This window comes from Granulibacter bethesdensis, from assembly GCF_001889545.1.
Taxonomy (GTDB): domain Bacteria; phylum Pseudomonadota; class Alphaproteobacteria; order Acetobacterales; family Acetobacteraceae; genus Granulibacter; species Granulibacter bethesdensis_B.
This window is the reverse complement of the sequence record NZ_CP018194.1, coordinates 505,790-529,015: the sequence shown is the minus strand read 5'-3', so window position 1 is coordinate 529,015 and position 23,226 is coordinate 505,790. Positions and strand designations below refer to the sequence as shown.

The window sequence follows — 23,226 nt, the reverse complement described above, 5'->3', positions numbered from 1 at the left end:
AGGCAGCCTCAGTCGCGGGGAAGCTGTTCACGCAGCACCTTGCCGGTCACTTCCTCCACCTCGCCCTTGCCAAGCTGACCCAGCTGGAACGGGCCGTAGGCGATCCGGATCAGCCGGGTCACATGCAGCCCGATATGGCGCATGACTTTACGAATTTCCCGGTTTTTCCCCTCCTTCAGGGAAACGGTCAGCCAGGAATTGCTACCCTTGCTGCTGTCCAGCCCGGCCTCGATCGCACCATAGCGGACACCCTCCACGGTGACACCACGCGCCAGACTGTCCAGCATCTCCTGTGTCACATCGCCATGCACCCGCACACGATAGCGCCTGATCCAGCCGGTCTGCGGCAGTTCCAGCCTGCGGGCCAGCATGCCATCATTGGTAAGGAGCAACAGCCCCTCGCTGTTGAGATCAAGCCGCCCCACACTCACCACGCGCGGCATGCCGGATGGCAGTTTCTCAAACACGGTCGGCCGGCCCTGCGGATCACGATGGGTGGTCATCACCCCATCAGTCTTGTGATAGCGCCACAGCCGCGTACGATCCGGCGCATCCACCAGAGCACCATTGACGGTGACAAGATCACCCGATCCCACAAACGTCGCGGGATGCGTCACCACCTGATTATTCAGGCGGACCCGGCCATCTTCCACCAGCTTTTCCGCATCACGACGGCTGGCAACGCCAGCCCGCGCCAGCCATTTCGCAATACGCTCACCGCGCGGCGCCGCTGCATCCGTATCTTCCACCCGCTCCTCCGTCATGATGCACAGGCCGCGATGAAGGCGGCAAAAATACGGGTGTCACCGGGGTCGATCAGAAATTCGGGATGCCATTGCAGGCCGAGACAGAAGTGATAGCGTGTATCCTCAATCCCCTCGACCACGCCATCCGGCGCAACCGCATTGATACGTGCATGAGGCCCCGGCGCGCGAACCGCCTGATGATGGGCGGAATTCACCTGCATCTGCTCTGCCCCCACAATCGCGTGCAACAGAGTGCCAGGCAGGATCGCGACCTCATGCCCCGGTTGATGCCGCGGGTTGGGTTGCTCATGCTCCAGCGCGTTTTCGATGCTATCGGGAATGTGCTGAATCAGGGTGCCGCCCAGCGCCACGGCAAGCAATTGCTGGCCACCGCAAATGCCCAGCACCGGCATATTCCGCGCCAATGCCCCTCGTGTCAGGGCCAGTTCCGATGCCGTACGGGACTCCTTGAGAGTAACGGTCTCATGCATCGCACCATCGCCATACAGCGCCGGATCGACATCGAAGGCACCGCCCGTCACCACCAGACCGTCAAGCCGGTCCAGATAGGCTTCAGCCAGGAGCGGATCATGCGGCAATGCCACCGGCAGACCGCCAGAAGCGATGACCGCACCGGCATAATTTGCACGCAAGGCGTACCAGTCATATTTCGAATACCCGCCAGGTTGCTCGGTATCGAGGGTTACGCCAATCAGGGGACGAGTCGTATTGTTCATGGTCTCTAGCTAAAGCGGATCAGCGGCGGATGAAACACGTTATACGCAGCAGATGCAGCATAATGCACTGAGCATGCAGGAAAGCTGTCCCTCTCCCCTGTTTCGCCCCGGTCCGGGTGGGGCCATGGAACGTGCTCTCGAACAGGCTCGTCTCGCCGCTGCCGCGGGGGAGGTGCCGGTAGGGGCCGTGGTCATCAGCCCGGAAGGATATCTGCTGGCGCAGGCGCATAATCTGACGGAGGCCAATCATGACGCCAGCGCTCATGCTGAAATGCTCGCCCTGCGTCAGGCCGCGCAAAAGCTTGGCTCACCCCGCCTGATCGGCTGTGACTTATACGTGACGCTTGAGCCTTGCCCGATGTGTGCCCAGGCGGCCAGCCATTTCCGCATCCGCCGGATCATTTTCGGCGCATATGATCCGAAAGGCGGCGGAATCGAGCATGGTGCCAGAGTGCTCAATGCTTCCTCCTGCCATCACCAGCCGGAAATCATCGGTGGCGTGCGGGAGACAGAAGCGGTTGCTTTGCTGCGCGGCTTTTTTCAGGCCCGGCGGTAAATCAGAGTCTTGAAGATAATTCCGCCAATCCGGTGGCTCTGCCCGGATCAGCGGAACGATCAGTCAGCCAATGTTTCAGACTTTCTGAAGTTTTTTCGGATGGGAAGCTGTTTCGTTTTTTTTGACTGCTGCGCTGGCTTCCATCCGCGCCAGCTGCTTCTGAAAAGCAGGGATCGTACGGATCTTATCAATCACATAATCTGCAGAAATCAGCCTGGTGCATTCGAATTGACGCGGTGTGTCCTTCTGACGAGGGCACCACATGAAGTCGTGATGATCAAAGCGGATACTGCCATCGTTCCAGCAACTGTTACAGGTATGCCAGTTGTGAACACGGTAAGGCGTGTGAAACTCATTGGTCGGATGCGTGAAGCCGCTGATCATGACGACCGGCGTTCCGGCTGCCCAGGCCAGCCATGACAGGCCGGAACTCAGACCGACGAAGAAATCCGCGTGACGCAGCCAGCGGGCACGTTCTGTCAGCGGACGATTGCCGGTTTCGTCTTCCGCACCGTTGGGGATATGATTCCAGACCAGACCCACCCCATGAACAGCTTTCTGGTCGATACAGATCACGCGGTAGCCAGCCCGCTTCAGCTCAGCGATGACGCTGCGCCAGCCTGTCGGATTGTTCCAGTATTTCGACTGCGTCGAACTCTGGACAGCGATACAGACATACGGTTCAGGGATCGGGCGGCTTTCATCCGGCAGGGCCAGACGCGGTGCTTCCTCTTCCGGATCCACGCCAAGGATATAGCCGGCCGTCCGATGCAGGCCTACAAACCGGAAATCAGTCGGCTGCCAGGCACAGTCGACGTCATCGAAGAACAGACCCAGCGAATACGTGGCGTAGAATGTCTCCGCCAGCTTCTTTTCCTTCATCTCATCATGCGTGACGAAGGTAATATGGGGATAGGCTTTTTCCAGAACCGGAATGATGAGTTCCGACAAAGCGCAGGTCAGTTTGCAGCCATGCTTCTCGGCAAAACGGGCGGCATAGGGGAACCACGCCATGATATCGCCGAGCGTGCCGACCGGAAACTGAATCAGGATATCACGGTCCCGTGCATCGTAATCATGCACGAAAAATGGTTCCTTCCCACTGGCCGGACCCCCATCGGGAGAATCCCATACTTCGATCCGGAAGCGGACGAAAAACCGCTTTGCCGAATTGATGAATGTCGCAGGGCCAGATGACAGGAACAGGATGTTCCCCGTCTCAATATCCCGCAGACAGACAATAAACGGCTTCTCCTGATATTCAGGCAGGGCGATCCGTGCCCCGAGGTTGAAATCATAACGAATACCGCGCGGACCTTCCTGCGTCGGAATATCAGCCACTGCGGGATAAGGTGATTTGCTCTCAGGAGCAGGCTGCTCTGTCGGGGCAGGTCCGGTCGAGGAGGCTGGCATATGCGAAACAGGAACAGATGCAGAAGTGTCCTGTGCAACAGAAGAAGAGGTGTCGGTCAAATGTCTGATCTCGCGGCTGGTTTTAAGGAATTAAATATTATAAACAAAAATAATTAACTTCATGTTTCAAAAACAATCCTTTGTATTTTCAATGCTCTAATATTTTCATTCTCTTAAAGGATCCGCAGGACAAATCACTTATTACAAGTCATTGCATCGACCAGATCCAAGCATGCAGCCCAAAGGCAGCTCTGTCGCATTGGTTGATAGTCTATAGACTATACAACACAGCTGAAGATTGGCAATGGCATTCAGCCTCAACCGAGGCAGCACACACAATACTCGAAGATCGCCGTTTTATTGCAGGCCCTTATCGACCCATGCCAAGGCTCTGTTTCGAGCCAAAGCAGATCATTGTTTCAGCGAACAGCCTCATCCCGCTTTGCCTGTACCTGATAGGTGCAGGCCCGCGTATCAACAACCCCCTCAAAACTGTCCCCGGTAAAATGGCCGTCCAGGGTATTTCCCTTGAAGGTGGACATGAACGTGCCATCCGGCGCGAGAGGGGTACGGAACACCACCGGATGCCGGTGCGCGATAAAGCGCAGAATGGCCATGCCATGGGTTACCCTGATGGCCGCCTGATCAAAATCCTGCCCGCATTTGGCCCGGCTGCCTTTCACCGCGGAGATTGTACGGCTGCCAGTGTAGCTACCATCATAGGCATCCAATGACGTCTTGGCAGCAACCGGGGATGGAGCGGGATTACTGTTGGATGAACCGCAGGCGCTCAGCCCGAGCACGGCAGGAATCAGCAGGGACACAGTCAAAATCCGGGCACGCCGCAAAACGATATCTCCTGCGCACGAAACCGGGGGAGGTTCGATAGAGCGCGTTATCATGAGTTTCCGACTGATGATCGATCCGGGGATGCTATCCCATGGTCAGAAGTCGTAGAGGGGTGAGAAACGGCTGTAAATGCCTTCTGTGACACCAGATGTTCCGTCGCATCCTGGACCATCAATCGCTTGCGAATGGTCGGGCGCAACGGCACACCCGCATACACATCCTTGACGGCCTCACTGATTGTGACGCCTGCAAGCCCGGGTATCAGATGGCGCCCGGCCGATTCAAACAGCCATGCAGCACGCAGAAGCGCACGACTATGAAACACGGGAGGCATATACAGCGCGGCATCCCGGCGCTCCACCCGGAACAGGGAAGCGGCCAGCAGACGCTCGATCTGGCCATGAGAAAATGGCTGCCCTTGCCCGAACGGGTTGGTATCCAGATGCGCCCATAACCCGGTCCGGTTCGGTGCCACCACCATCAGCCGCCCATCATCTTTCAGGATACGCCATACTTCCCGCAGCAGGCCACGTGCATGATCCGTCATCTCCAGCGCATGAACCAGCACAATGCGGTCGATACTGAGATCAGGAAACGGTAATGCCGATGGTGTCGCATCACAGCTGAGCGTACGGCCGGCAGGGGGCCATACCTGACCGGCAGAAGGCTGCAGAGACCCGACAACACAGCGATACGCCGTGCTGCGCCAGCATCGCATGTATGGGGCGGCGTGACCCAGGCCCAGCAAGGTCTGTCCCTCACATTCTTCGCCTGGCCATAACAGACGCAGTCTTGCACGCAGCAGACTGGCCACGACCTCCCCCGCCAGCGTGCCGTAAAATGCGGTGGCCTGCTGCATGTCGGGTAGTTTTTCCATCCGCCGCATCCGGTTCACAAACCCCATCTGCTACAGATCCTGCCACAGACATGGTGTTGCCCATGTGTATGGCCTGTGTATTTCCGCAGCCTCTCAGCCATGGTACACTAACACCATGACACTGGCACTCCATCCTATTCCCATGCGCACCGACAACTATGCGTGGCTGGTCAGCGACACGGAAAGCGATCTCCGCGCGATCATTGACCCCTGCGAGGAGCAGCCCGCCTTGGAGGCGCTTCGGCAAGTGGGCGGCCACCTGGCTCTGATCCTGCTGACCCATCACCATGATGATCATATTGCCGCCGCCGCCGCCCTGCGGGAGCGGACCGGTGCCCTGATCGCCGGAGCCGCCGCGGATGCAGACAGACTGCCCCGGCTGGATCATGCCCTGCATGAGGGCGACAGGCTGCCCTTCGGAACGCTGGCCGAGTTCCAGGTGATTGACACGCCCGGCCACACACGGGGGCATATCTCCTACTTCATGCCGCAGGGACCGTTCCTGTTCTGCGGCGATACCTTGTTCAGCCTGGGATGCGGTCGTCTGTTCGAAGGCACGCCAGAGAACATGTTCACAAGCCTGCGCAGAATCGCTACCCTACCAGCCGATACACTGATAGCATGCGGCCACGAATATACGTCCGCCAATGCCCGTTTTGCGCTGCATGTTGATCCGGACAACGCGGCCTTGCAGCAACGAGCCGCTGATGTCGCGCGGATAAGGGCGTCAGGGCAGCCATCCCTGCCCGTTACTCTGGCGCAGGAGCTGACGACCAACCCGTTTCTCCGAGCCTCAACCCCGCATGCTCTTGGTAAGTTGAGGCAGATGAAAGACCGGTTCTGATCTTTTTTTCATTGAAAGTGCGGCCTCGTGAAACTGTTCTATTCCACACTCAGCCCGTTCGCACGCAAAGTCATCGCCTGTGCGATCACACGCGAGATTGATCAGCAGATCACGCTGATCCCGACCAACCCCCAAGCCTCACCGCCGGAACTGCTGGCCGCCAATCCCTTGTCCAAAATACCCGCCCTGCTGACCAGTGACGGGTTGGCGATCTATGACAGCCCGGTGATTTGCGAATATCTGGACAGCATCCCGGATGGCAGCATGAAGCTGTTTCCCCGTCCGGAAAGCCCGGCGCGGTGGGTCGTCCTGCGGCAACAGGCACTGGCAGACGGTATCATGGATGCTGCCGTACTGCGGCGTGGTGAAGAAACACGCCCCCGAGAGGAAGCCCGTGATGCAGTCATTGAACGGCAGCGTCAGGCAGTGCTGCGCGGGCTGGATTTTCTGGAAACGGCGATCCCCCATACCTTGCTGGACATTGGCAGCATCTCGGTCGCCTGCGCACTGGGATATCTCGATCTGCGTTTCAGCCAGGAAGACTGGCGTTCAGACCATCCGCGCCTTGCCCAATGGTTCGAGACCATTTCTCAGGAACCGGCCCTTGCCCGCAGCATGCCCAAGCCCGCGTGACCGGCAATATTCTGCCCGGGATTGATCTGCGCGACCCATCCCTCCCGGCCGGGACAGTAATCTCGCATCTTGGTCTTACCCCTCATCCGGAAGGCGGTTTTTACCGCGAAACCTGGCGCGCCGCAGCGTCAGGACCGGGAGAGAGAGAAGCCGGAACCGCAATCCTTTTCCTGCTGGCTGCCGGGCAGCGCAGCCACTGGCACAGGGTGGACGCATCAGAGCTCTGGCTATGGCAGGGCGGCGCGCCGCTTCATCTGCATCTGTCAGATGATGGGGCATCAACCACATGCTTGCGGATCGGGCCTGATCCCAGTCAAGGCGAAACGCTTCAGGGGGTGGTCAGGCCACATGCATGGCAGGCGGCGGAAAGTCTCGGAAACTGGACTCTGGTCAGCTGCATCGTAGCCCCTGCTTTCCGGTTTGAGGGCTTTGAACTTGCCCCACCCGGTTGGCAGCCGGGCTGATGCCTCAAAACCCGGATGCACAGACATCCGGGTTCATCAGCAGAACATTGCCGATCATATCAGAACGCGGCCTGTGCCCGTCCGACAATTGAATGCAGGGTCTGGCCGATCTGAACCTTGCCCGCGGAGTTCATCCGATCAACATCAATGTAGTTATAATCAAGCATGAAACGGAAATGCCGGTTCAGATACCAATTGACGCCTGCCGCAAACACCGCCTGACGCCCGCCATAGGTACCCCCCGTCACAGAGGCCGCAATCCCCGGCGTCACATTGCTGTTGAGATCGGCAATGCTGTAGCGTGCGACCAGTTCAAACGCACCCCAATGTCCATGCGACGGATCAAAATTATGCACCGGGCTGGGGCCACGGAAGGCCGCTGCACTGGGATCGTACTGCCGCACTTCACCCGTCAACACATAGCTGATTGAAGCGTAACCACCGCCGAAACCAAGCGACGGTCGCGGCAGAGTACCTGAAGGCTTCTGATCCACTCCAATTGCAATCCATTCACCCTGGATCAGCAGGTTTTTATAGCGAAAACCAAATTCAGGCCCGTATTCATAGGCGCTGGTCGCGGACAGGCTACCCGTGTCGATCAGGCGGATATTGGCAATACGCACCTCCGGCCGATCACGCAGACGAAGCGTCGTGTTGCCATTCACATCATTAAGATTGAACGCCTTGCTGGCTGAAAAGCCGACGTGCACGTCAACATCTTTGGCTGCGATCGGCCGGGTTGCCACACGCACGACACCACCCGTCTGATTACCGCTGAGTGTCTCGGTCATCTGGGAGCCATAGCTCGAACCAGTGCCATACAGTGCAGCATACCAACGCTTGCCATTGGCTTTTCCTCCCGCCGTCGCACGCGCATCACCGGCAGCAATATTACGGGCGATATCAACAATCGACGGACGCTCAAGGAACAGGAATTCGTTGGAGCTGGTGGAATCTTCCAGCGTCACGCGCGGCTGGAAATAACCCAGCGTGAACACAAAGGGCTGAATACCTGAATAGTTCAGGTTGGCTTCATACAACCCTGCCGCACCATCCACCGAGCTGCCGAATTCCGGCGTGATATTGGCCGTTACGTTTCCATACCGGAACATGAAAGGAATACGCCCCCGGCGCAGATTGGTGCCGAACGAGGTCAGACGTGTCACAGCCGGGTGCGTGCCGGGGGCTGGTTCGGGCATGATATACCCGCCCATATCGTAATGCAGCGCCAGACCGACCGCGAAGGCGTAACGGCCGTCAATGGCCGACAGGGTGGGACGGCCACGCTCAAACCCGACACGGACCCCAGGCGCACCTTTTTCAACCTGCGTGAAGGCCGGACCACCAATCGGCGACCCCTGCGGCGGAGGCGGCAGTCTGGAGAAAGCATCGGTAATGTGCTCGGCATCGTGATGAACGACGAGCGCCTCCTGATGGGCCTTCTGGGCCTCCGCATGAGCCTGCGTGGCGGCAGCAATCGCCCGCTGATGAGCAACTTCTACTTTCTGGGCATGGATTGCCACCTGCACGCGCATGTGGCGCAGTTCGGCCTGCAATTGCTGTATCTGACGCGCCTGCTGCGCCTGGACGGCCCGGATCTGACGTTCCAGCTCCTGAATGCGGTCGGAAGAATCCTGAGCCTGCGCCATCGCAGGCAATAACAGGCAGGCAGTGGCGACGCCTGTCAGCAAGGCACGACGCAGCACAATAGAAAAAACCATTAAAGAAGACCCCTGCTTCCATCATCTCAATCAGATGAACAGGCGGGGTTTAAAAACAGGATCAGAAATCTTCTATGTCAGTTTCAAGAAGATTTCTTTCTATATAAAACTATTATTTATTGTTTCTTTTTTGTTTATTTACATTTCTATATTATTTCAAAATATTTCTTTCTGGCTACCCATCCGCCATCAATACATGTGCTGACCACCATTGATGGACAGGGTAGAGCCAGTGATGAAATCCGCCGTCTCGTCGGTCAGGAAACATACGCCACGGGCTATATCCTCCGCCCGCCCAAGCCGACCGACCGGGATACGGGCCACGATTTTCTCCAACACATCGGCAGGAACGGCACGGACCATCTCTGTATTGACATAACCCGGTGCGATGGCATTGACCGTGATGCCATAGCGCGCGCCCTCCTGAGCAAGCGCCTTCGTCAAGCCATGAATGCCGGATTTTGCGGCCGCATAATTCACCTGACCATACTGCCCCGCCTGACCGTTGATGCTGCCGATATTTACGATCCGGCCGAATCTTCCCTCCCTCATTCCGGGAAAGGTCAGTTTGCAGAGGTTGAAACAGGCCCCGAGATTGGTATCCAGCACCGAATCCCACATATCCCTCGTCATACGGGCCATGGTGCCATCCCTTGTGATCCCGGCATTGTTCACCAGAATCTCCACCCGCCCCGCCCTGGCGCTGATTTCAGCAATGGCGGCCTCGCAGGCACTGTAATCGGCCACATCAAAGCGGATGGTCTCGATGCCGGTTTCCTCCGCAAAATCGAGTGCGGCCACATCATTATGAAGGTAATTCGCGAAAACACGGTGGCCCTGTGCCTGCAGAGCCTTGCTGATAGACGCGCCGATGCCTCGGGTACCGCCTGTTACGAGCGCCACTCTTGCCATACTTCCCCCAACCGGCCTTCTTCCGGGGCCATTATTGATGACGTCCATTCTCGATAACCAGAACCCTAACGGGAATCATCGGCTGCCGTCACGCGAAAGCGCAGGAGCAGCAGATATTATCAAGCCTCCACCCTATTCAGCCGCATGATTAAGGGGCCGAAGCCTTCGCCGGCTGCCCTTTTTCCCCCAGCCGCTTGCGATCAAAGCTGATCAAAGGCTGCCCGGTGATGTCATGTGTGGCTTTTTCTTCAACGATCTGAGTTTCCTCCACCAGAGAACGACGATGACGGGAGGAGACGATACGTTCGATCAGGGATTTCAGATCAGGCTGCTCCGCCACAAGATCACGGAACACATCAGCCTTCAGCTCCAGCAACTGGCCGAAACTGCGTGAACGCGCCGTGGCATGCCGACGACCGCCTTTCAGCACCTCATCCTCACCGAAAAAATCACCCGCCCCCAGCGTGATGACATGATTGCCATCCACCAGCTCCACCGTGCCGGAACTGATGAAGAACACGGATCGGGCAACCGCTCCACGCTTGAAGATCGCCTCTCCCGGCACTGGAAAACGCATGCTGAAATTCATCGACAGATCATGCAGCACAGCAGGCTGCAATTCACTCAGCAGCGGGAATTCGCGGATACGGTTATCCATCCCCGTCTGGAGATTAAAGCGCAGGGGCTGGGACAGCCGATCACGCCGCGCCTCAAGATCGCGCTGCAATTCTTCATACAGCTCCTCACCGATCAGCGATTCACGGTGCAGCTCGGCATATTCATTGGCTTCAAGACGCAGAGCGATCTGCCGCAGCATGCGGGTCTCCAGCGCTTCCGCATAACCGGGATACTGCACGCGGAGTGTATCGAGTGCCTCGGACAGCAACTCCCGCCGGCGACCGACAATCTCGGACACGATCTCGGACACGCGCTCACCCAGCACCGGCTCCATCCGCCGCTTCATGAAGCGCATCATGGTGAGATACACCAGATAGCTGAGCAGCAGAATTTCATACCGCTCCATCATACGGTACATCAGCGGCTTGTTGATGCGCAGATGCTTGTGCATCCACTGCGCCACCCTGAATTTCAGGGTCGGGCGCAGCCGCCGCCGGGCTGCGCGGATATAACCAAGGCGCCCATCGGAACGGACCCCGTCCACCATGCTTTCCGCCGCACGCAGCAGGTTTTCCATTACATGACGGGAAATCGCGCGGTCCTTGAACATCTCCAGCAGGGTGGCTTTTTCCTGACTGGCGAAGGTCAACAGACCGATCAACACACGCTCCCGGTCGGTAATGGCGGTATCGAAGGTGTTGGCTGCCGTTTCCTCGGCAATGCGGCGATTATAGATCTGCAGAACATGATCAACAGATTGCGGAGAAAAACCATACTCCTGCCCGCGTTCCTCGATCGCATCCCGCACATCCTGAAGGCCGATGGCGACCACCTGATTACGCAGCGCCTGATCGACCGGAGACAGCCGATCTAACCCCAGCCATGTCACCAGATAACGGAGCGTGGTGCCATTCACCAGCAAGGTGATCAGGGCAAAGCTGGTGGCCAGAATGGCAACCATCCGCTTCACATCAGTGGAGATAAAGGAGTTCTCGGTCACGGACAGAGCCAGCGCCAGCGTGATGGCGCCACGCAGACCACCCCACAGGATCGTGACCTGAAATTTGACCGGCACGCGCTGGGATAGTTTCAACGTAGCCAGGGCCGGCAGCAATCCAAACAGCACCAGCGCCCGTGCCGCCATGGCGGCCGCCACCACGATAGCCACCAGCAGCAGATCCGATCTGGTCACCCCGATCATCAGGCGCGGCACCAGCATCGAGGCGAGGATAAACACCATGGAGCTGGCCCAGAAACTGATCTGTTTCCAGATATCCTGCAAAAAGGACCAGCTCTGCGGACGGAAGGTCGAAGGACCGATGGAACTGACGGTCAACCCGGCCACGGAGGCCGCCACCACGCCGGACACATGCAGAAATTCGTCGCCGACGATATAGGCCAGATAGGGCAGCGCCAGAGTCAATGTCACCTCTGCGGCGATGATCCCGTTCAGTCGCGGAATAGCCGCCAGCATGATGCGGGCAAAGCCGTATCCCACCAGCAGGCCACCCATGAAGGCCAGCACAAAACTGGCGGCAGTCCCCATGATCGAGGGTACCTGATGCCGGACCAGAGTGGTCATCAGCATGGTAAACAGGGAAATCGCGGCCGCATCATTCAGCAGCGCCTCCCCTTCCACCAGCCGGGTCAGGCGCGCATCGGCCCCGATCTCCCGGAACACACCAACCACCGCGCTGGGATCGGTCGTAGCCACGATGGCGCCTACCATCAGGCACACGATCAGCGGTACAGGGGCGAAAGGCCAAAGAGCAAATCCGATTGCTGCCGTGGTCAGAAACACGGCCACCACCGCCAGCAGCAGAATCGGTGCCGCATCATGAACCATGCTGCGCACATCAATCGACAGACCGCCATGAAACACCAGCAGCGGAAGAAACACGAACAGGAAGGCTTCACTGTCGACAGGAATCGCCAGCAACGTGCTCGCCACATGATCAAGCGGGGTGTGATGATAGGTTTCCATCACCACCGTGGCTCCGACACCGATCGCCACCCCAACCACGGCCAGCAGCACCGCATCTGAAATCACCAGATGCCGGGCCAGTGGCTGAATGGCACTGACAACAATGAGAAGGCCGGAAATCGCGAGCAGGATGTGTGGCAGGTCGAGCATCGTTCTCCCTTACGGAAAAGGCATTCGGCTGAGCCGGTCTCTCCATGGCGCGCAACAGGATTTTCCTGAAGGCTGAACAACTTCCGCCACGTTCCTCACAAAAGAAAGTGAAGAAATGTCACTGGCGGGGCCAGAGAAATGAATCTTTTGAAAGATTCACACCCCGACAGAAAACAGGCCACCGAACAGGGCGGAGGGGAGATTCAACGAATGATCGCTTTCTGTCCACCCTGCTTCTGCTTCAGCTATGGACTCTCTCGACGCACATGGCCACCCCCATGCCGCCGCCGATGCAGAGTGTAGCGAGGCCTCGCCGAACCTGCCGACGCTGCATTTCATACAGCAGCGTCACCAGCACGCGGGCACCGGATGCCCCGATCGGATGCCCGAGAGCAATAGAGCCTCCATTCACATTGACCCGGGCGCTATCCCACCCCATCAGGGCATTCACGGCACAGGCCTGCGCGGCAAAAGCTTCGTTGCCCTCGATCAGATCCAGATCGGCGAGCCGCCATCCAGACAGATCAAGCGCCTTGCGGCTGGCCGGAACCGGTCCCAGCCCCATCATGGCCGGATCAACCCCCGCGGCGGCAAAGGAGACAATCCGCGCCAGCGGAAGCAATCCCCGGCGGGACGCCTCCGCCGCACTGGCAATCACCAGCGCCGCAGCGCCATCATTGATGCCGCTGGCATTGCCTGCCGTCACGGTGCCAGTGTCGGAAAAGCCGGGGCGCAAGGCCGCCAGTGCCTCCAGCGTAGTATCAGGACGGATATGTTCGTCTGCGTTGACTTCCACCGCCCCCTGACGACCAGGCAGGAACACGCTGGCGATTTCCTCCCTGAAAATGCCCGCCTGTGTGGCCCGGGCCGCCCGGCCATGACTTTCAAGAGCGAAAAGATCCTGCCTCTCACGGCTGATCCCGTGGGCCGATGCCACGTTCTCCGCCGTGACGCCCATGTGATAGCCGTTGAACACATCCCACAGCCCGTCCCTTATCATCGTATCGACAAGCTGGGCGTCACCGAACCGGGTTCCGTTCCTCAGATGGGCGACGTGCGGGGCCAGACTCATATTTTCCTGACCGCCCGCCACCATCAGCCGGGCCTGCCCGGTCATGACCTGCTGCGCCGCCAACATCACCGCCCGCAAGCCGGAGCCACAGACCTGATTGACGCCAAAAGCAGTGCGTTCGACCGGAATACCGGCAGCGATCGCGGCCTGGCGTGCGGGATTCTGTCCCTGTCCCGCCGTCAGCACCTGCCCGAGAATGACTTCCTCCACATCCTCCGGCGCCACGCCACAACGTTCCAGCGCAGCCTTGATGGCAACCGACCCCAGTTGATGCGCAGGAACAGATGACAGGCTGCCCCCGAAACGGCCAATGGCGGTCCGGGCCGCGCTCAGGATGACGGGCTGCTCCATGATTGGCTTTCTTCCCCCAGCTTTATTGTTTCGTTTTTATTATTTTGTTTTACAGGGGCCGACGCAGGCAAGTCATCAATCGATCCGGCGCTCTTTCCTGCTTTCCGTCCGCAACTGCCCGCAGGCAGCCAGAATATCGCGCCCACGCGGTGTACGGATGGGGGATGCAAAGCCCGCTTCCATCACAATCCGGGAGAATCGTTCCAACGCCTTCGGACGGCTCGGCGCATACTGGCTCCCCGGCCATGGGTTGAAGGGGATCAGATTCACCTTCGCGGGAATGCCCGCGATCAGACGCACCAGTTCGCGAGCTTCGGCCTCACTGTCATTGATGCCATCCAGCATGATGTATTCAAAGGTGATGCGGCGCGCATTGCTTGCGGCCGGATAACGACGACAGGCGGCAATCAGCTCCCTGATCGGATATTTACGATTCAGGGGCACCAGCTCATCCCGCAGTTCATCAGTGACGGCATGCAGGGAAATGGCCAGATTAACCGCCAGTTCCGTCCCGCAGCGATCCATCATCGGCACCACGCCACTGGTGGAAAGGGTGATGCGGCGGCGTGACAGGGCGATGCCATCGCCATCCATCACGATACGCATCGCCTGCTTCACGTTTTCATAATTATAGAGCGGCTCGCCCATGCCCATCAGCACGATGGTGGATAGCAGCCGCGGCGTCTCCCCTTTCGGGCTGGGCCACTCCCCGTAGGCATCACGGGCGGCCATGAACTGGCCGACGATTTCCGCCGGGCCGAGATTGCGCACCAGAGGTTGCGTGCCCGTATGGCAGAAACGGCAGGACAACGTACAACCGACCTGCGATGAGATGCACACCGCGCCGCGATCCTCGACCGGATCGGGGATGTAAACCGTCTCCGCTTCCTGCCCGTCGCGGAAACGGAACAGCCATTTGCGGGTCTCATCCACACTGGTCAGACACTCAGTCACCGCCGGGCGGCTGATGACGAAACGCTCGGCCAGTGCCTCCTGCTGTGGTCTGGCGATGCTGGACATCACCCGGAAATCGGTCTCACCGCGATGATAGATCCAGTGCCAGAGCTGCTTCGCACGAAAAGCCGGAAAACCGATCTCCGCCAGCGCTTCCGTCAGTTGCTCCCGCGACAGACCGACCAGATCCTTGCGCCCGTCCTCCAGCACGGAAGGCGGCGGCGCGAACAGGGCAGCCTTCGCCATGATGCGGGCATCTTCCGCATCCGGCATCACAGGAAGGGTGACAGGGGCGGCCTGGGCAGCGGAGGTCATGATGACGGACAGGCTTTCAGAATAGTGGCATAAGCAGCCGAAAAACCGCGCAGACTGAACGTGTCGGCAACCTCTGTCTGCTGACGGGGACCGGGACCACGCGCCACGGCCTGCCTGCCATTACGGAATGCCGCCACCGCCTCGTTGCCCTGACGCGCAAAGGCGGATCGCTGGGCGGTATAGAAATCAAAGGCCGTCCCATCCACCGTCACATGCACCGTGGCATTGGGGAGGTAGGCATAGCCGGCGCTGATCGCAACGGCATCGCGGTCCTTCGCTCGTTCTGTCACGGTCAGCACGACACGGGAACGCCCCGATAATTTTGGATCGGAGGCATGGGCGTAGGTAAAGGCGTAGCAAACCGTTTCCCCGGCTTCGATGTGTGTGGCGGCCGTCCAGTCATCGAAATGCCCCAGTACATGGGCGCCATCGGCCCTCGGCTTCGCGCCATGGCGATGCGGCGCTGCCGAAACGGCAGGCATCCAGCCGGCAAAAGCCAGAACGAGGACGATCAGACAGGGTAAAACGCGGGACATTGCAGGTAGATACGGAACCCGCCCCGGCGGAGCAAGCGTTGCGTGCTCAATGCACCCGCGCAGGGAAGCAGGTCCGGATGCCATGAGGAACCCGCCATCATGTCTTGTCGGTGTTTTTCAACCAGTCTGGCACGGTGCGCCGAAAAACCGGACTGCCATGACCGCCGCGTGACGCGGAAGCCTGTGCGGCTCCCCCCGCCATTACCGGACGCTCGGCATAGCGCCCGTGCTGGAGCAAACGATCATACAACACCAGGGCCCCGGCCACCGACAGATTGAGTGAAAACCGCGTCGGAATCCGCACCACATGCGTACAACGCTCCAGCAGCGCAGGGGAGAGGCTGGACCGCTCAGGCCCCAGCACATAAGCAGCATTGGCCGGATGGCGAAAACTGGGCAGCAGGGACGCATCATCGGTGATTTCCACCCCCACCAACGCGCAGTTTTTGGGCAGCACCACCGTCTCGACAGAATCAAACCGGTAAAACGGCACATGAGCAGGCGTATCGGCGGTATCCGCACTTCTGCCAGCCCGCGCATCAAACCCGGCGGCAATGGAAAAACAGAAATGCGCCCCGAAGGCGTGCGCGGTGCGCAATAACGCGCCGACATTGGCGGATTTGGAGATACCCTCCACCCCGATGCCGAAATAGCCGCGCGAAGACAGTGCCGTCATACGCCCGATCGCTCCCCTGCTACACTCCAGTCAGGCTTTGCGGCGTTGCAGCCCGCGATGCAAGTCCCGATACAGGATACGATATGCTCCGACAGCCCCTGCAAGACCGGCTTCAGACAGGCTATGCCATATTCATGAATGACAGCACCGACCGCCATCTGGCCGATCAGTACGAAGCTTTTCCCTATCCGCAGCGTGATCCGCGTGACGAGACCAAACGGCTGATCATCGGCAGCCCGAGCCATCTGAAAGAAATTGATTACTGGGTGTTCGGGGCCAACCGCCCCCGTTCCGCCGGGCTGCGCGCACTGGTGGCCGGAGGAGGCACCGGAGACGGCACGATCATGCTGGCGACACATCTGGCGCGTGACGGGCGTCCCGGTGGTGTGACCTATCTCGATCGTTCCGCAGCAGCCCTCCGGACCGCGCAGGCGCGGGCGGAGACACGCAGTCTGACGGTCGATTTCAGGGCTGGCTCAATCCTCGATCTCCCGCACGTCGCACCCGGCCCCTTCGATTACATTGATTGCTGCGGGGTGCTGCATCATCTGCCGGACCCCGCGGAAGGACTGCGCGCCCTGACCTCGGTGCTCGCACCCGGTGGCGGCATGGGGCTGATGGTCTATGCCCCGCATGGCCGAACCGGTGTCTATATGCTCCAGGATGCCCTCCGCAGCCTTGCCCCGCCGGAGGAAGAGCCTCGCCAGCGTCTGGATGTCGCCAAACGGGTCATGCGCCATCTGCCGGAGACGGCGTGGCTGCGCCGCAACCGGTATTTCGGTGACCATTTCGAGGGCGGCGATGCCGGGCTGTATGACCTGCTGCTCAACCCGCGCGATCGCGCCTACACGGTGCCAGCCCTGCACGCCCTGCTCGATAACGCCGGCCTGGAAGTCCGAGCCTGGATGGAGCCGCTTCGTTATGATCCCTCCGTCTGGCTGCCGGATCCGAAACTTCGGGCCAAAATGGCCGACATGACACCGCTGGAAAAAGCGGCTCTGGCAGAAAACCTCGCCGGAAACATGAGCACGCATGTCGTCTACTGCGTTCGCAAAGGGGAAGTGCCAGTCCGCGCCGATCCGCTCGACCCGACAGCCATTCCGGTAGCCCGCGAAATGCCCGTCCCCGAGCTGGCCCGGGCCATCAGACCGGATGGTGTACTGCCCTTGACCTTTGACGGACTGACCGTGCCGCTGGCCCTGCCGCCACCGGCGGCGGCGATTCTCAAGCTGATCGACGGCACGCGCAGCGTTGGAAATCTCCGCGAGATGCTGGGGAATCGCTTCTCCGGGGAGGCCTTTGACCGGGCCTGGAGCACTACCTTTAATGCGCTGGAACGTGCCAACCGTCTCCTGCTGCGGGCACCGGACTGATCAGGCAGGGCATGACGTACTCTTCTTCCCTGCCCGGCCAGCACCCCTGCATCGTCATCTTCGGTGCCGCCGTTCATCCGGGCGGCATTCCCAGCCCGACACTGCGGCGCAGAGTGGAAGCCGCCCATGCGCTGGGGCAGACAATGCCGGACGTTCTGTTCATGCCAACAGGGGGCGTAGGCCGTCATGGACCGGCCGAAGCAGAAATCATGCGTCGCCTTCTGCTGACACTCGGCGTGCCGGATGCCGCGATTCAGATGGAACCGACCGGCACGGATACGCTTTCCTCCGCAAAAGCCGTCGCAGCCTTGTTGCGGGAGGATGGTGCGTGTCATGCTCCGGTTTTCGTGGCGACCTCACGCTACCATATGGGGCGTTGCGTGACGCTGCTCCGGCTGGCCGGGATTGCCGCACGAGCCGGGATCGCACCCGATTTCCGCGCCCCCGGCGAATGGAAATGGTGGCTGAGGGACTGGCTCGCCTGGCCATACGACGTCATGCTCATGATTGCATGGCGACTCAATCAGCTGATGACATGGTCCCGTCACAGCGCCACTGGTTGAAACCTTGGACGGAATCACGTGAGTTATTGGGGTAAAATCCTCGGCGGTGTCGCCGGTTTCGCAGTGGGCGGTCCGTTCGGCGCCATGATGGGGGCGGCGCTCGGCCACGCAGCCGATAAGGGCATCCTTCCGGGAACGGGGCAATTCAAAGAGGGAATGGGTGGTTTCAAACTGCCTTTCGCTCAAGTGCTGGGTGGTCTTTCCACGCAGGGACCGGCCCGCATTGCGGCCCTGCTCGGACAGAAGGAACAGCTTTACGCACTCTCCATCATCGTGCTGTCGGCCAAGCTGGCCCGTGCCGACGGGCCGGTGAAACGGGTGGAAATCGACACATTCAGACAGTTGTTCCGCATTCCTCCGGAAGCGGTGAAACAGGTCGGCCATCTGTTCGATCAGGCCCGGGACAGTGGCGAATCCTTTGCTTTCTATGCTGATCAACTAGGGGAAAGCTTTGCAGATGATCAGGGCCGTCTTGAAGACACGCTGTCAGCCCTTTTCGCCATCGCCCGGTCTGACGGGCCGGTCAATCGGGCCGAAAACACGTTTCTGCTGCGTGTCAGACAAGGTTTTCGCCTGAATGACGCCGCGTGGGAGCGCGCCCGCGATCCGGACACAGCCCGATCAGCCCGCCCCGCCCCGGATGAGCCGGACCCCTATACGGTGCTGGGAACCAGCCGCAGTGCGGATGATACGACGCTGCGGCAGCGTTGGAAGATTCTGATGCGGGATCTTCACCCTGACAGCATGGCTGCACGCGGTGCTACACCGGCAGAGATCGAGGCAGCCTCCGATCAGGCGGCCATTGTCAATGCAGCATGGGACCGGATCAAGCGGGAGCGAGGATTGTAAACATGCCGGTGGAACCTTTCCCCCTGCCACCCATCCGGGAACGGCCCAGCCCCAATTACGATGCAAGACCCCCTGCCACGGATGGAACGCCGGGAGCGGTCGATATGCTGGTCCTGCATTATACCGGCATGACCAGCGCGGCGGCAGCGATCGACCGGCTGTGTGATCCGGAGGCACGAGTCTCTTCCCACTACGTGGTGGAGGAAGACGGCACTGTCTGGCGACTCGTGCAGGAACATTACCGGGCCTGGCATGCCGGTATTTCCCACTGGCAGGGACGATCATGGCTGAATGATTTTTCCGTCGGTATCGAGATCGTCAATCCTGGCCATGAATGGGGATATCGCGCTTTCCCCGAGGCCCAGATGCGCTCGGTGCTGGCGCTGTCGCATGCCATTGTCTGGCGCCATTCTATTCCCCCCTCCCACATTGTGGCCCATAGCGATATCGCACCGGACCGCAAGCAGGATCCAGGCGAGTTGTTCGACTGGCGCTGGCTGGCGCAGCACGGGATCGGCGTCTGGCCCGATGCCACCCCGCTGGAGGACAGGCCCAGGCAGCAGAACGATCCATGGGATTTTCTGGGCCGCATCGGCTACCGGACCGATCTGCCGCTGGACGTGGTATTACGGGCCTTTCAACGGCGTTTCCTGCCTGACCGGCCCGATGGAAGCGCGGATGCGGCCACACTTACCCGTCTCGCAACCGTCGCCCACGCATGCGCAATAGCAGACCGTGCGGCAGGGCACGGTTGACAGAACCCCTCCGCTGCGCGACCTACCCCCTGCCAGACGGCTGGACGGCCGCTGATCTCCCTGCTTTCGGGCAGAGGGGTTGGAGGAAAGTCCGGGCTCCACGGGAATACGGTGCCGGCTAACGGCCGGCGGGGGCGACCCCAGGGATAGTGCCACAGAAAACAAACCGCCCTTCCACCATGCTGCGGCATGATCCGAAGGGCATGGGTGAAACGGTGCGGTAAAAGCGCACCGCGCCCCCGGCAACGGGGGTGGCAGGGCAAACCCCACCGGGAGCAAGACCGAATAGGGGCGGCCAGCGAGGCCCGTGTGCTCAGGACCGCAAGGTCATGGGATTTCATGGGCCGGCGCAGGAGCATTCCCGCTCCGCTGCCCGGGTTGGTCGCGTGAGGCGTGCAGTAATGTACGTCCCAGAGGAATGGCCGTCTCATCCGTTTCTTCGGAAACGGGTGGACAGAACCCGGCTTACAGGCCGTCTGGCGCTTCTTTTCCATACTGCTCTACACGGCGCATTGAGCCGATTGGCCGTCTTTTGAGCCGCATAGACCCTCTCTATTTCGTACAAAGCCGTGAAGGCTGGCGCCAGTATGGCCCCTGCCCCCGGAGAGATCGCTAAGAAACTGGAAAATAATAAGATTTTATGCCCATCACCATGGTTTTGGTGCAGAATATCTTTTGACGCCCATATTATCCCATGGTAACCCATGAAAACCCAGAAAAGGCGGGGGGCCCGCAGTGATGGGAACGGGGGCATCAGCATCCGTAAAGACGGCAGCCACCTCCGACATTCGGTCAGGGGATGGAGCTTTGTGACAACAAATCTTGCACGCCCGGTCCGGTTCGGGTGCGCATCAACGAGGGGCGGTTCCTGGGCGGATGAGCCACTTTCTTGGCACCCACCAGAACAGGTTGGACGCCAAGGGACGAGTTTCCGTCCCTGCCCCCTTCCGTGCGGCCTTAAGGACATTCGGCGAAGGCAATGGGCAGATCATCCTGCGCCCATCGCACACTCATCCCTGCATTGAGGCGTGGCCACTGCCCGTTTTCCAGACGCTTGCGACCCCGCTCGATCAACTGGATATGTTCAGCGAAACCCATGATGATCTTGCGGCAGCCCTTTATGCCGATGCCTTCCCGGTCGATGCCGACAAGGAAGGCCGCATCATCCTGCTCGACAGCCTGACCGCCCATGCCGGACTGACCGACAGCGTCGTGTTCATGGGGCTGGGCCGCACCTTCCAGATCTGGGAGCCTGCTGCCGCAGAACGCCGCCGGGCGGAAGCGCGTGAACGGGCCCGCGCACGCGGACTGACCCTGCCCGGCACACCGCGTGGAGGCGCCGCATGAACGCCCTTCCCATGCGTACGGCCTCTCCTTCAGGGCATTCCGGAGGCTATTCCTCCGCTGGAACCCATGTTCCGGTTCTGCTGAATGAGGTTCTGGAAACCCTTTCACCTACCGCGGGGGGCGTGTTTCTGGATGGCACATTCGGGGGTGGCGGCTATACCCGCGCCATTCTCGATACGGCGGAAGACAGCACGGTCTGGGCCATCGACCGTGACCCTGCCGCCATTACACGCGGCGCAGCGCTGGCCGCGCGGTATCGAGACAGGCTTCATCTGATCCAGGGCAATTTCAGCCAGATGGCAAGCCTGCTGACCGACCGGGGTATCAACGCGCTGGACGGAATCGTGCTGGATATCGGCGTATCCTCCTTCCAGATCGATGATCCTGACCGCGGTTTCAGTTTTCGCACTGATGGCCCGCTGGATATGCGCATGGCGGGAGAAGGCACTTCCGCGGCAGATCTGATCGCGCGGCTGCCGGAAGCAGAAATCGCCAATATTCTTTACGAACTGGGCGAGGAACGTAAATCCCGCCAGATCGCCCGCGCCATCGTCAATGCACGGGCAGAAGAGCCGATCACGACCACCGGTCGTCTTGCCTCCATCATCCGTTGTGTTGTGCCGCCTGATCGCTCCGGCATTGATCCGGCGACCCGCAGCTTTCAGGCGCTGCGGATTGCCGTGAATGATGAACTCGGTGAGCTGGAACGGGCGCTGCAGCAGGCGACCAACCTGCTGAAACCGGGTGGGCGGCTGGTCATCGTGTCCTTCCATTCGCTGGAGGACCGGATCGTGAAGCGTTTCATGAACGATGCCGCCGGGCATGCCCCTTCCCCTTCCCGTTACGATCCGCGTGGCCTGGTTGCCCGCACTGAACCACGTTTTCGCCTGATCACATCCAAGGCAGTGCGCCCAGGCGCTGCCGAGCAGACCGCCAATCCGCGCAGCCGAAGCGCCCGGCTGCGCGCAATAGAATGCCTGCGCAGGGAGACGACGCCATGATTCGCCCCATCACCTGCATCTGCATGCTCGCCGCGAGTATCTCCGGCCTGTATCTGTATCAGACCAAGCATCGCACCCGGATGCTGGATCGCCAGATCACCGAGATCGAGCGTGACACCCGACAGGTACACGCACGCATAGACACACTGAAAGCAGAATGGGCGCTGCTGAACACGCCGGACCGCCTGAACGAACTGGCCACGCGCTATCTGAACCTGAAGCCGACCGCGCCGACACAGTTCGCCTCCCTTGCCGATCTGAACGCCCGGTTGCCGGCAGTTGTGCCGCCGGGCAGCCAGCCCGCCACATCGCCTGACCTGCTGCCGCCAGAGAGCGATCTTCAGGTGCCGTCCGGCCCGACCGTGGCCCCGACAGCCGTACCGATGGCACGTCTGGACCGGACACCGCATCCGCAGATGGCCCGCAGCAATATGGAACCGGCAGAACCAAGCCATACCCAGCCCCATAAAGATGCCAGCGAAATTGCTCCGCGTGGCATGGCGTCGCTGTCCCCACCTGCCTATGCCGGGGGGGATATGAACAGCACGGTGACCAGAGAGGCGAACCAGGATACGGCCAGCAAAGCCACATCGCATGATAGCGCTAAACTGAAGCTGACCTCCACAAACCACAACCGGACACCGCGTACCGTAACGGCTTCCGTCGGCACAGGGTTTGGCTCCTCACCCGCCCAGCCATCAGCACGGCCCGCGATGGCAGCCCCCAAACCGGTTCTGTTACAGACCGCCGCCCATGGCACGCCGCGTAACACCGGCGGATATCAGGCAAAGGGTGCTTTATCCGGCAATATGGTCGTCGCCCGCGCTGCGCCGGTTGCATCCGCTGCTCCGATGATGGCTTCCGCGCTCGGGATGAACCGGGGCTCCAGTCTGCCTCCTCCGGTTCCGGTGGGAGGCGGCTACTGACCCT

At 60.1% G+C, this 23,226-nt stretch carries 23 protein-coding genes and 1 other RNA gene; 12 read left to right on the top strand and 12 right to left on the bottom strand.

Going from position 1 to position 23,226, the window contains the following annotated elements; all coding sequences use genetic code 11:
- Positions 1 to 8: 8 nt before the first annotated feature.
- A complete protein-coding gene (locus GbCGDNIH8_RS02375) occupies positions 9 to 764 on the bottom strand; it encodes a pseudouridine synthase (RefSeq protein WP_072571960.1) in 756 nt (251 codons plus the stop codon).
- Positions 761 to 1,483, bottom strand: a complete 723-nt coding sequence (locus tag GbCGDNIH8_RS02370) for a gamma-glutamyl-gamma-aminobutyrate hydrolase family protein (protein ID WP_072571959.1) — start codon at positions 1,481 to 1,483, stop codon at positions 761 to 763. Before GbCGDNIH8_RS02370 ends, GbCGDNIH8_RS02375 begins: the two co-directional genes overlap by 4 nt.
- A gap of 52 nt (positions 1,484 to 1,535) precedes the next feature.
- Between GbCGDNIH8_RS02370 and GbCGDNIH8_RS02365 the strand changes: the two genes are divergently transcribed.
- Positions 1,536 to 2,039: a nucleoside deaminase gene (locus GbCGDNIH8_RS02365; protein ID WP_408874685.1), complete on the top strand. Its 504-nt coding sequence runs from the start codon at positions 1,536 to 1,538 to the stop codon at positions 2,037 to 2,039.
- 75 nt (positions 2,040 to 2,114) lie between these two features.
- On the opposite strand, the gene GbCGDNIH8_RS02360 is transcribed toward GbCGDNIH8_RS02365, so the two are convergent.
- From GbCGDNIH8_RS02360 to GbCGDNIH8_RS02350, 3 genes are all read right to left on the bottom strand, one after another.
- Entirely contained in the window at positions 2,115 to 3,452 is a 1,338-nt protein-coding gene (locus GbCGDNIH8_RS02360) for an autotransporter strand-loop-strand O-heptosyltransferase (RefSeq protein ID WP_216634497.1), read from the bottom strand.
- Between the two features lie 419 nt (positions 3,453 to 3,871).
- Entirely contained in the window at positions 3,872 to 4,276 is a 405-nt protein-coding gene (locus GbCGDNIH8_RS02355; protein WP_157692525.1) for a hypothetical protein, read from the bottom strand.
- 74 nt (positions 4,277 to 4,350) lie between these two features.
- Entirely contained in the window at positions 4,351 to 5,205 is an 855-nt protein-coding gene (locus GbCGDNIH8_RS02350) for a methyltransferase domain-containing protein (RefSeq protein WP_072571956.1), read from the bottom strand.
- An 88-nt stretch (positions 5,206 to 5,293) separates the two neighbouring features.
- Here GbCGDNIH8_RS02350 and gloB point away from each other — a divergent pair, with 88 nt between their 5' ends.
- From gloB to GbCGDNIH8_RS02335, 3 genes are read left to right on the top strand one after another with little or no spacing between them, the layout of a single operon-like run.
- Positions 5,294 to 6,022: a hydroxyacylglutathione hydrolase gene (gene gloB / locus GbCGDNIH8_RS02345; protein ID WP_072571955.1), complete on the top strand. Its 729-nt coding sequence runs from the start codon at positions 5,294 to 5,296 to the stop codon at positions 6,020 to 6,022.
- A gap of 27 nt (positions 6,023 to 6,049) precedes the next feature.
- Positions 6,050 to 6,655, top strand: a complete 606-nt coding sequence (locus tag GbCGDNIH8_RS02340; RefSeq protein ID WP_072571954.1) for a glutathione S-transferase — start codon at positions 6,050 to 6,052, stop codon at positions 6,653 to 6,655.
- Positions 6,652 to 7,119 carry a cupin domain-containing protein gene (locus GbCGDNIH8_RS02335; RefSeq protein ID WP_253736084.1) on the top strand — a complete coding sequence of 156 codons (468 nt, stop codon included), beginning with the start codon at positions 6,652 to 6,654 and terminating at the stop codon, positions 7,117 to 7,119. Before GbCGDNIH8_RS02340 ends, GbCGDNIH8_RS02335 begins: the two co-directional genes overlap by 4 nt.
- A 59-nt stretch (positions 7,120 to 7,178) precedes the next feature.
- On the opposite strand, the gene GbCGDNIH8_RS02330 is transcribed toward GbCGDNIH8_RS02335, so the two are convergent.
- From GbCGDNIH8_RS02330 to GbCGDNIH8_RS02300, 7 genes are all read right to left on the bottom strand, one after another.
- Entirely contained in the window at positions 7,179 to 8,840 is a 1,662-nt protein-coding gene (locus tag GbCGDNIH8_RS02330) for an OprO/OprP family phosphate-selective porin (protein WP_072571953.1), read from the bottom strand.
- A 189-nt stretch (positions 8,841 to 9,029) separates the two neighbouring features.
- Positions 9,030 to 9,752: an acetoacetyl-CoA reductase gene (gene phbB / locus GbCGDNIH8_RS02325; RefSeq protein ID WP_072571952.1), complete on the bottom strand. Its 723-nt coding sequence runs from the start codon at positions 9,750 to 9,752 to the stop codon at positions 9,030 to 9,032.
- A gap of 148 nt (positions 9,753 to 9,900) precedes the next feature.
- Positions 9,901 to 12,504: a cation:proton antiporter gene (locus GbCGDNIH8_RS02320; protein WP_072571951.1), complete on the bottom strand. Its 2,604-nt coding sequence runs from the start codon at positions 12,502 to 12,504 to the stop codon at positions 9,901 to 9,903.
- A 241-nt stretch (positions 12,505 to 12,745) separates the two neighbouring features.
- Entirely contained in the window at positions 12,746 to 13,927 is a 1,182-nt protein-coding gene (locus GbCGDNIH8_RS02315) for an acetyl-CoA C-acetyltransferase (RefSeq protein ID WP_072571950.1), read from the bottom strand.
- Between the two features lie 75 nt (positions 13,928 to 14,002).
- The gene (gene rlmN / locus GbCGDNIH8_RS02310) at positions 14,003 to 15,196 is read right to left on the bottom strand and encodes a dual-specificity RNA methyltransferase RlmN (protein ID WP_072571949.1); all 1,194 of its coding nucleotides are present in this window, start codon (positions 15,194 to 15,196) and stop codon (positions 14,003 to 14,005) included.
- On the bottom strand, positions 15,193 to 15,816 hold the full coding sequence (locus GbCGDNIH8_RS02305; protein ID WP_253736083.1) for an invasion associated locus B family protein: 624 nt from the start codon (positions 15,814 to 15,816) through the stop codon (positions 15,193 to 15,195). The genes rlmN and GbCGDNIH8_RS02305 overlap by 4 nt, the downstream gene beginning before the upstream one ends.
- Before the next feature lie 13 nt (positions 15,817 to 15,829).
- Positions 15,830 to 16,408, bottom strand: coding sequence for an RNA methyltransferase (locus GbCGDNIH8_RS02300; protein ID WP_072571947.1), 579 nt, complete (start codon positions 16,406 to 16,408; stop codon positions 15,830 to 15,832).
- A gap of 83 nt (positions 16,409 to 16,491) precedes the next feature.
- Here GbCGDNIH8_RS02300 and GbCGDNIH8_RS02295 point away from each other — a divergent pair, with 83 nt between their 5' ends.
- The 8 genes from GbCGDNIH8_RS02295 to ftsL all read left to right on the top strand — a co-directional run bounded on the left by GbCGDNIH8_RS02295 (position 16,492) and on the right by ftsL (position 23,222).
- Positions 16,492 to 17,781 carry a class I SAM-dependent methyltransferase gene (locus GbCGDNIH8_RS02295; RefSeq protein WP_408874684.1) on the top strand — a complete coding sequence of 430 codons (1,290 nt, stop codon included), beginning with the start codon at positions 16,492 to 16,494 and terminating at the stop codon, positions 17,779 to 17,781.
- A gap of 11 nt (positions 17,782 to 17,792) precedes the next feature.
- Positions 17,793 to 18,344, top strand: coding sequence for a YdcF family protein (locus tag GbCGDNIH8_RS02290; RefSeq protein ID WP_072571946.1), 552 nt, complete (start codon positions 17,793 to 17,795; stop codon positions 18,342 to 18,344).
- Between the two features lie 18 nt (positions 18,345 to 18,362).
- Positions 18,363 to 19,193 (top strand): TerB family tellurite resistance protein, encoded by an 831-nt coding sequence (locus tag GbCGDNIH8_RS02285; protein ID WP_072571945.1) that lies wholly within the window; start codon positions 18,363 to 18,365, stop codon positions 19,191 to 19,193.
- A 2-nt stretch (positions 19,194 to 19,195) separates the two neighbouring features.
- Positions 19,196 to 19,948, top strand: a complete 753-nt coding sequence (locus tag GbCGDNIH8_RS02280; protein ID WP_072571944.1) for an N-acetylmuramoyl-L-alanine amidase — start codon at positions 19,196 to 19,198, stop codon at positions 19,946 to 19,948.
- A gap of 32 nt (positions 19,949 to 19,980) precedes the next feature.
- Positions 19,981 to 20,432: RNase P RNA component class A (gene rnpB, locus GbCGDNIH8_RS02275), an RNA gene on the top strand.
- A gap of 392 nt (positions 20,433 to 20,824) precedes the next feature.
- Positions 20,825 to 21,295 (top strand): division/cell wall cluster transcriptional repressor MraZ, encoded by a 471-nt coding sequence (gene mraZ / locus GbCGDNIH8_RS02270; RefSeq protein ID WP_072571943.1) that lies wholly within the window; start codon positions 20,825 to 20,827, stop codon positions 21,293 to 21,295.
- Between the two features lie 11 nt (positions 21,296 to 21,306).
- Positions 21,307 to 22,296, top strand: coding sequence for a 16S rRNA (cytosine(1402)-N(4))-methyltransferase RsmH (gene rsmH, locus GbCGDNIH8_RS02265; RefSeq protein ID WP_072571942.1), 990 nt, complete (start codon positions 21,307 to 21,309; stop codon positions 22,294 to 22,296).
- Positions 22,293 to 23,222 carry a cell division protein FtsL gene (gene ftsL / locus GbCGDNIH8_RS02260; protein ID WP_072571941.1) on the top strand — a complete coding sequence of 310 codons (930 nt, stop codon included), beginning with the start codon at positions 22,293 to 22,295 and terminating at the stop codon, positions 23,220 to 23,222. Before rsmH ends, ftsL begins: the two co-directional genes overlap by 4 nt.
- Positions 23,223 to 23,226 lie beyond the last annotated feature (4 nt).

What these genes read in the sequence shown, in the direction of transcription:
- GbCGDNIH8_RS02375 (WP_072571960.1), bottom strand. Translation starts at nt 764, where the DNA reads ATGACGGAGGAGCGGGTGGAAGATACGGATGCAGCGGCGCCGCGCGGT.
- GbCGDNIH8_RS02370 (WP_072571959.1), bottom strand. Translation starts at nt 1,483, where the DNA reads ATGAACAATACGACTCGTCCCCTGATTGGCGTAACCCTCGATACCGAG.
- GbCGDNIH8_RS02365 (WP_408874685.1), top strand. Translation starts at nt 1,536, where the DNA reads ATGCAGCATAATGCACTGAGCATGCAGGAAAGCTGTCCCTCTCCCCTG.
- GbCGDNIH8_RS02360 (WP_216634497.1), bottom strand. Translation starts at nt 3,452, where the DNA reads ATGCCAGCCTCCTCGACCGGACCTGCCCCGACAGAGCAGCCTGCTCCT.
- GbCGDNIH8_RS02350 (WP_072571956.1), bottom strand. Translation starts at nt 5,205, where the DNA reads ATGGGGTTTGTGAACCGGATGCGGCGGATGGAAAAACTACCCGACATG.
- gloB (WP_072571955.1), top strand. Translation starts at nt 5,294, where the DNA reads ATGACACTGGCACTCCATCCTATTCCCATGCGCACCGACAACTATGCG.
- GbCGDNIH8_RS02330 (WP_072571953.1), bottom strand. Translation starts at nt 8,840, where the DNA reads ATGGTTTTTTCTATTGTGCTGCGTCGTGCCTTGCTGACAGGCGTCGCC.
- phbB (WP_072571952.1), bottom strand. Translation starts at nt 9,752, where the DNA reads ATGGCAAGAGTGGCGCTCGTAACAGGCGGTACCCGAGGCATCGGCGCG.
- GbCGDNIH8_RS02320 (WP_072571951.1), bottom strand. Translation starts at nt 12,504, where the DNA reads ATGCTCGACCTGCCACACATCCTGCTCGCGATTTCCGGCCTTCTCATT.
- GbCGDNIH8_RS02315 (WP_072571950.1), bottom strand. Translation starts at nt 13,927, where the DNA reads ATGGAGCAGCCCGTCATCCTGAGCGCGGCCCGGACCGCCATTGGCCGT.
- rlmN (WP_072571949.1), bottom strand. Translation starts at nt 15,196, where the DNA reads ATGACCTCCGCTGCCCAGGCCGCCCCTGTCACCCTTCCTGTGATGCCG.
- GbCGDNIH8_RS02305 (WP_253736083.1), bottom strand. Translation starts at nt 15,816, where the DNA reads ATGGCATCCGGACCTGCTTCCCTGCGCGGGTGCATTGAGCACGCAACG.
- GbCGDNIH8_RS02300 (WP_072571947.1), bottom strand. Translation starts at nt 16,408, where the DNA reads ATGACGGCACTGTCTTCGCGCGGCTATTTCGGCATCGGGGTGGAGGGT.
- GbCGDNIH8_RS02295 (WP_408874684.1), top strand. Translation starts at nt 16,492, where the DNA reads ATGCTCCGACAGCCCCTGCAAGACCGGCTTCAGACAGGCTATGCCATA.
- GbCGDNIH8_RS02290 (WP_072571946.1), top strand. Translation starts at nt 17,793, where the DNA reads ATGACGTACTCTTCTTCCCTGCCCGGCCAGCACCCCTGCATCGTCATC.
- GbCGDNIH8_RS02280 (WP_072571944.1), top strand. Translation starts at nt 19,196, where the DNA reads ATGCCGGTGGAACCTTTCCCCCTGCCACCCATCCGGGAACGGCCCAGC.
- mraZ (WP_072571943.1), top strand. Translation starts at nt 20,825, where the DNA reads ATGAGCCACTTTCTTGGCACCCACCAGAACAGGTTGGACGCCAAGGGA.
- rsmH (WP_072571942.1), top strand. Translation starts at nt 21,307, where the DNA reads ATGCGTACGGCCTCTCCTTCAGGGCATTCCGGAGGCTATTCCTCCGCT.
- ftsL (WP_072571941.1), top strand. Translation starts at nt 22,293, where the DNA reads ATGATTCGCCCCATCACCTGCATCTGCATGCTCGCCGCGAGTATCTCC.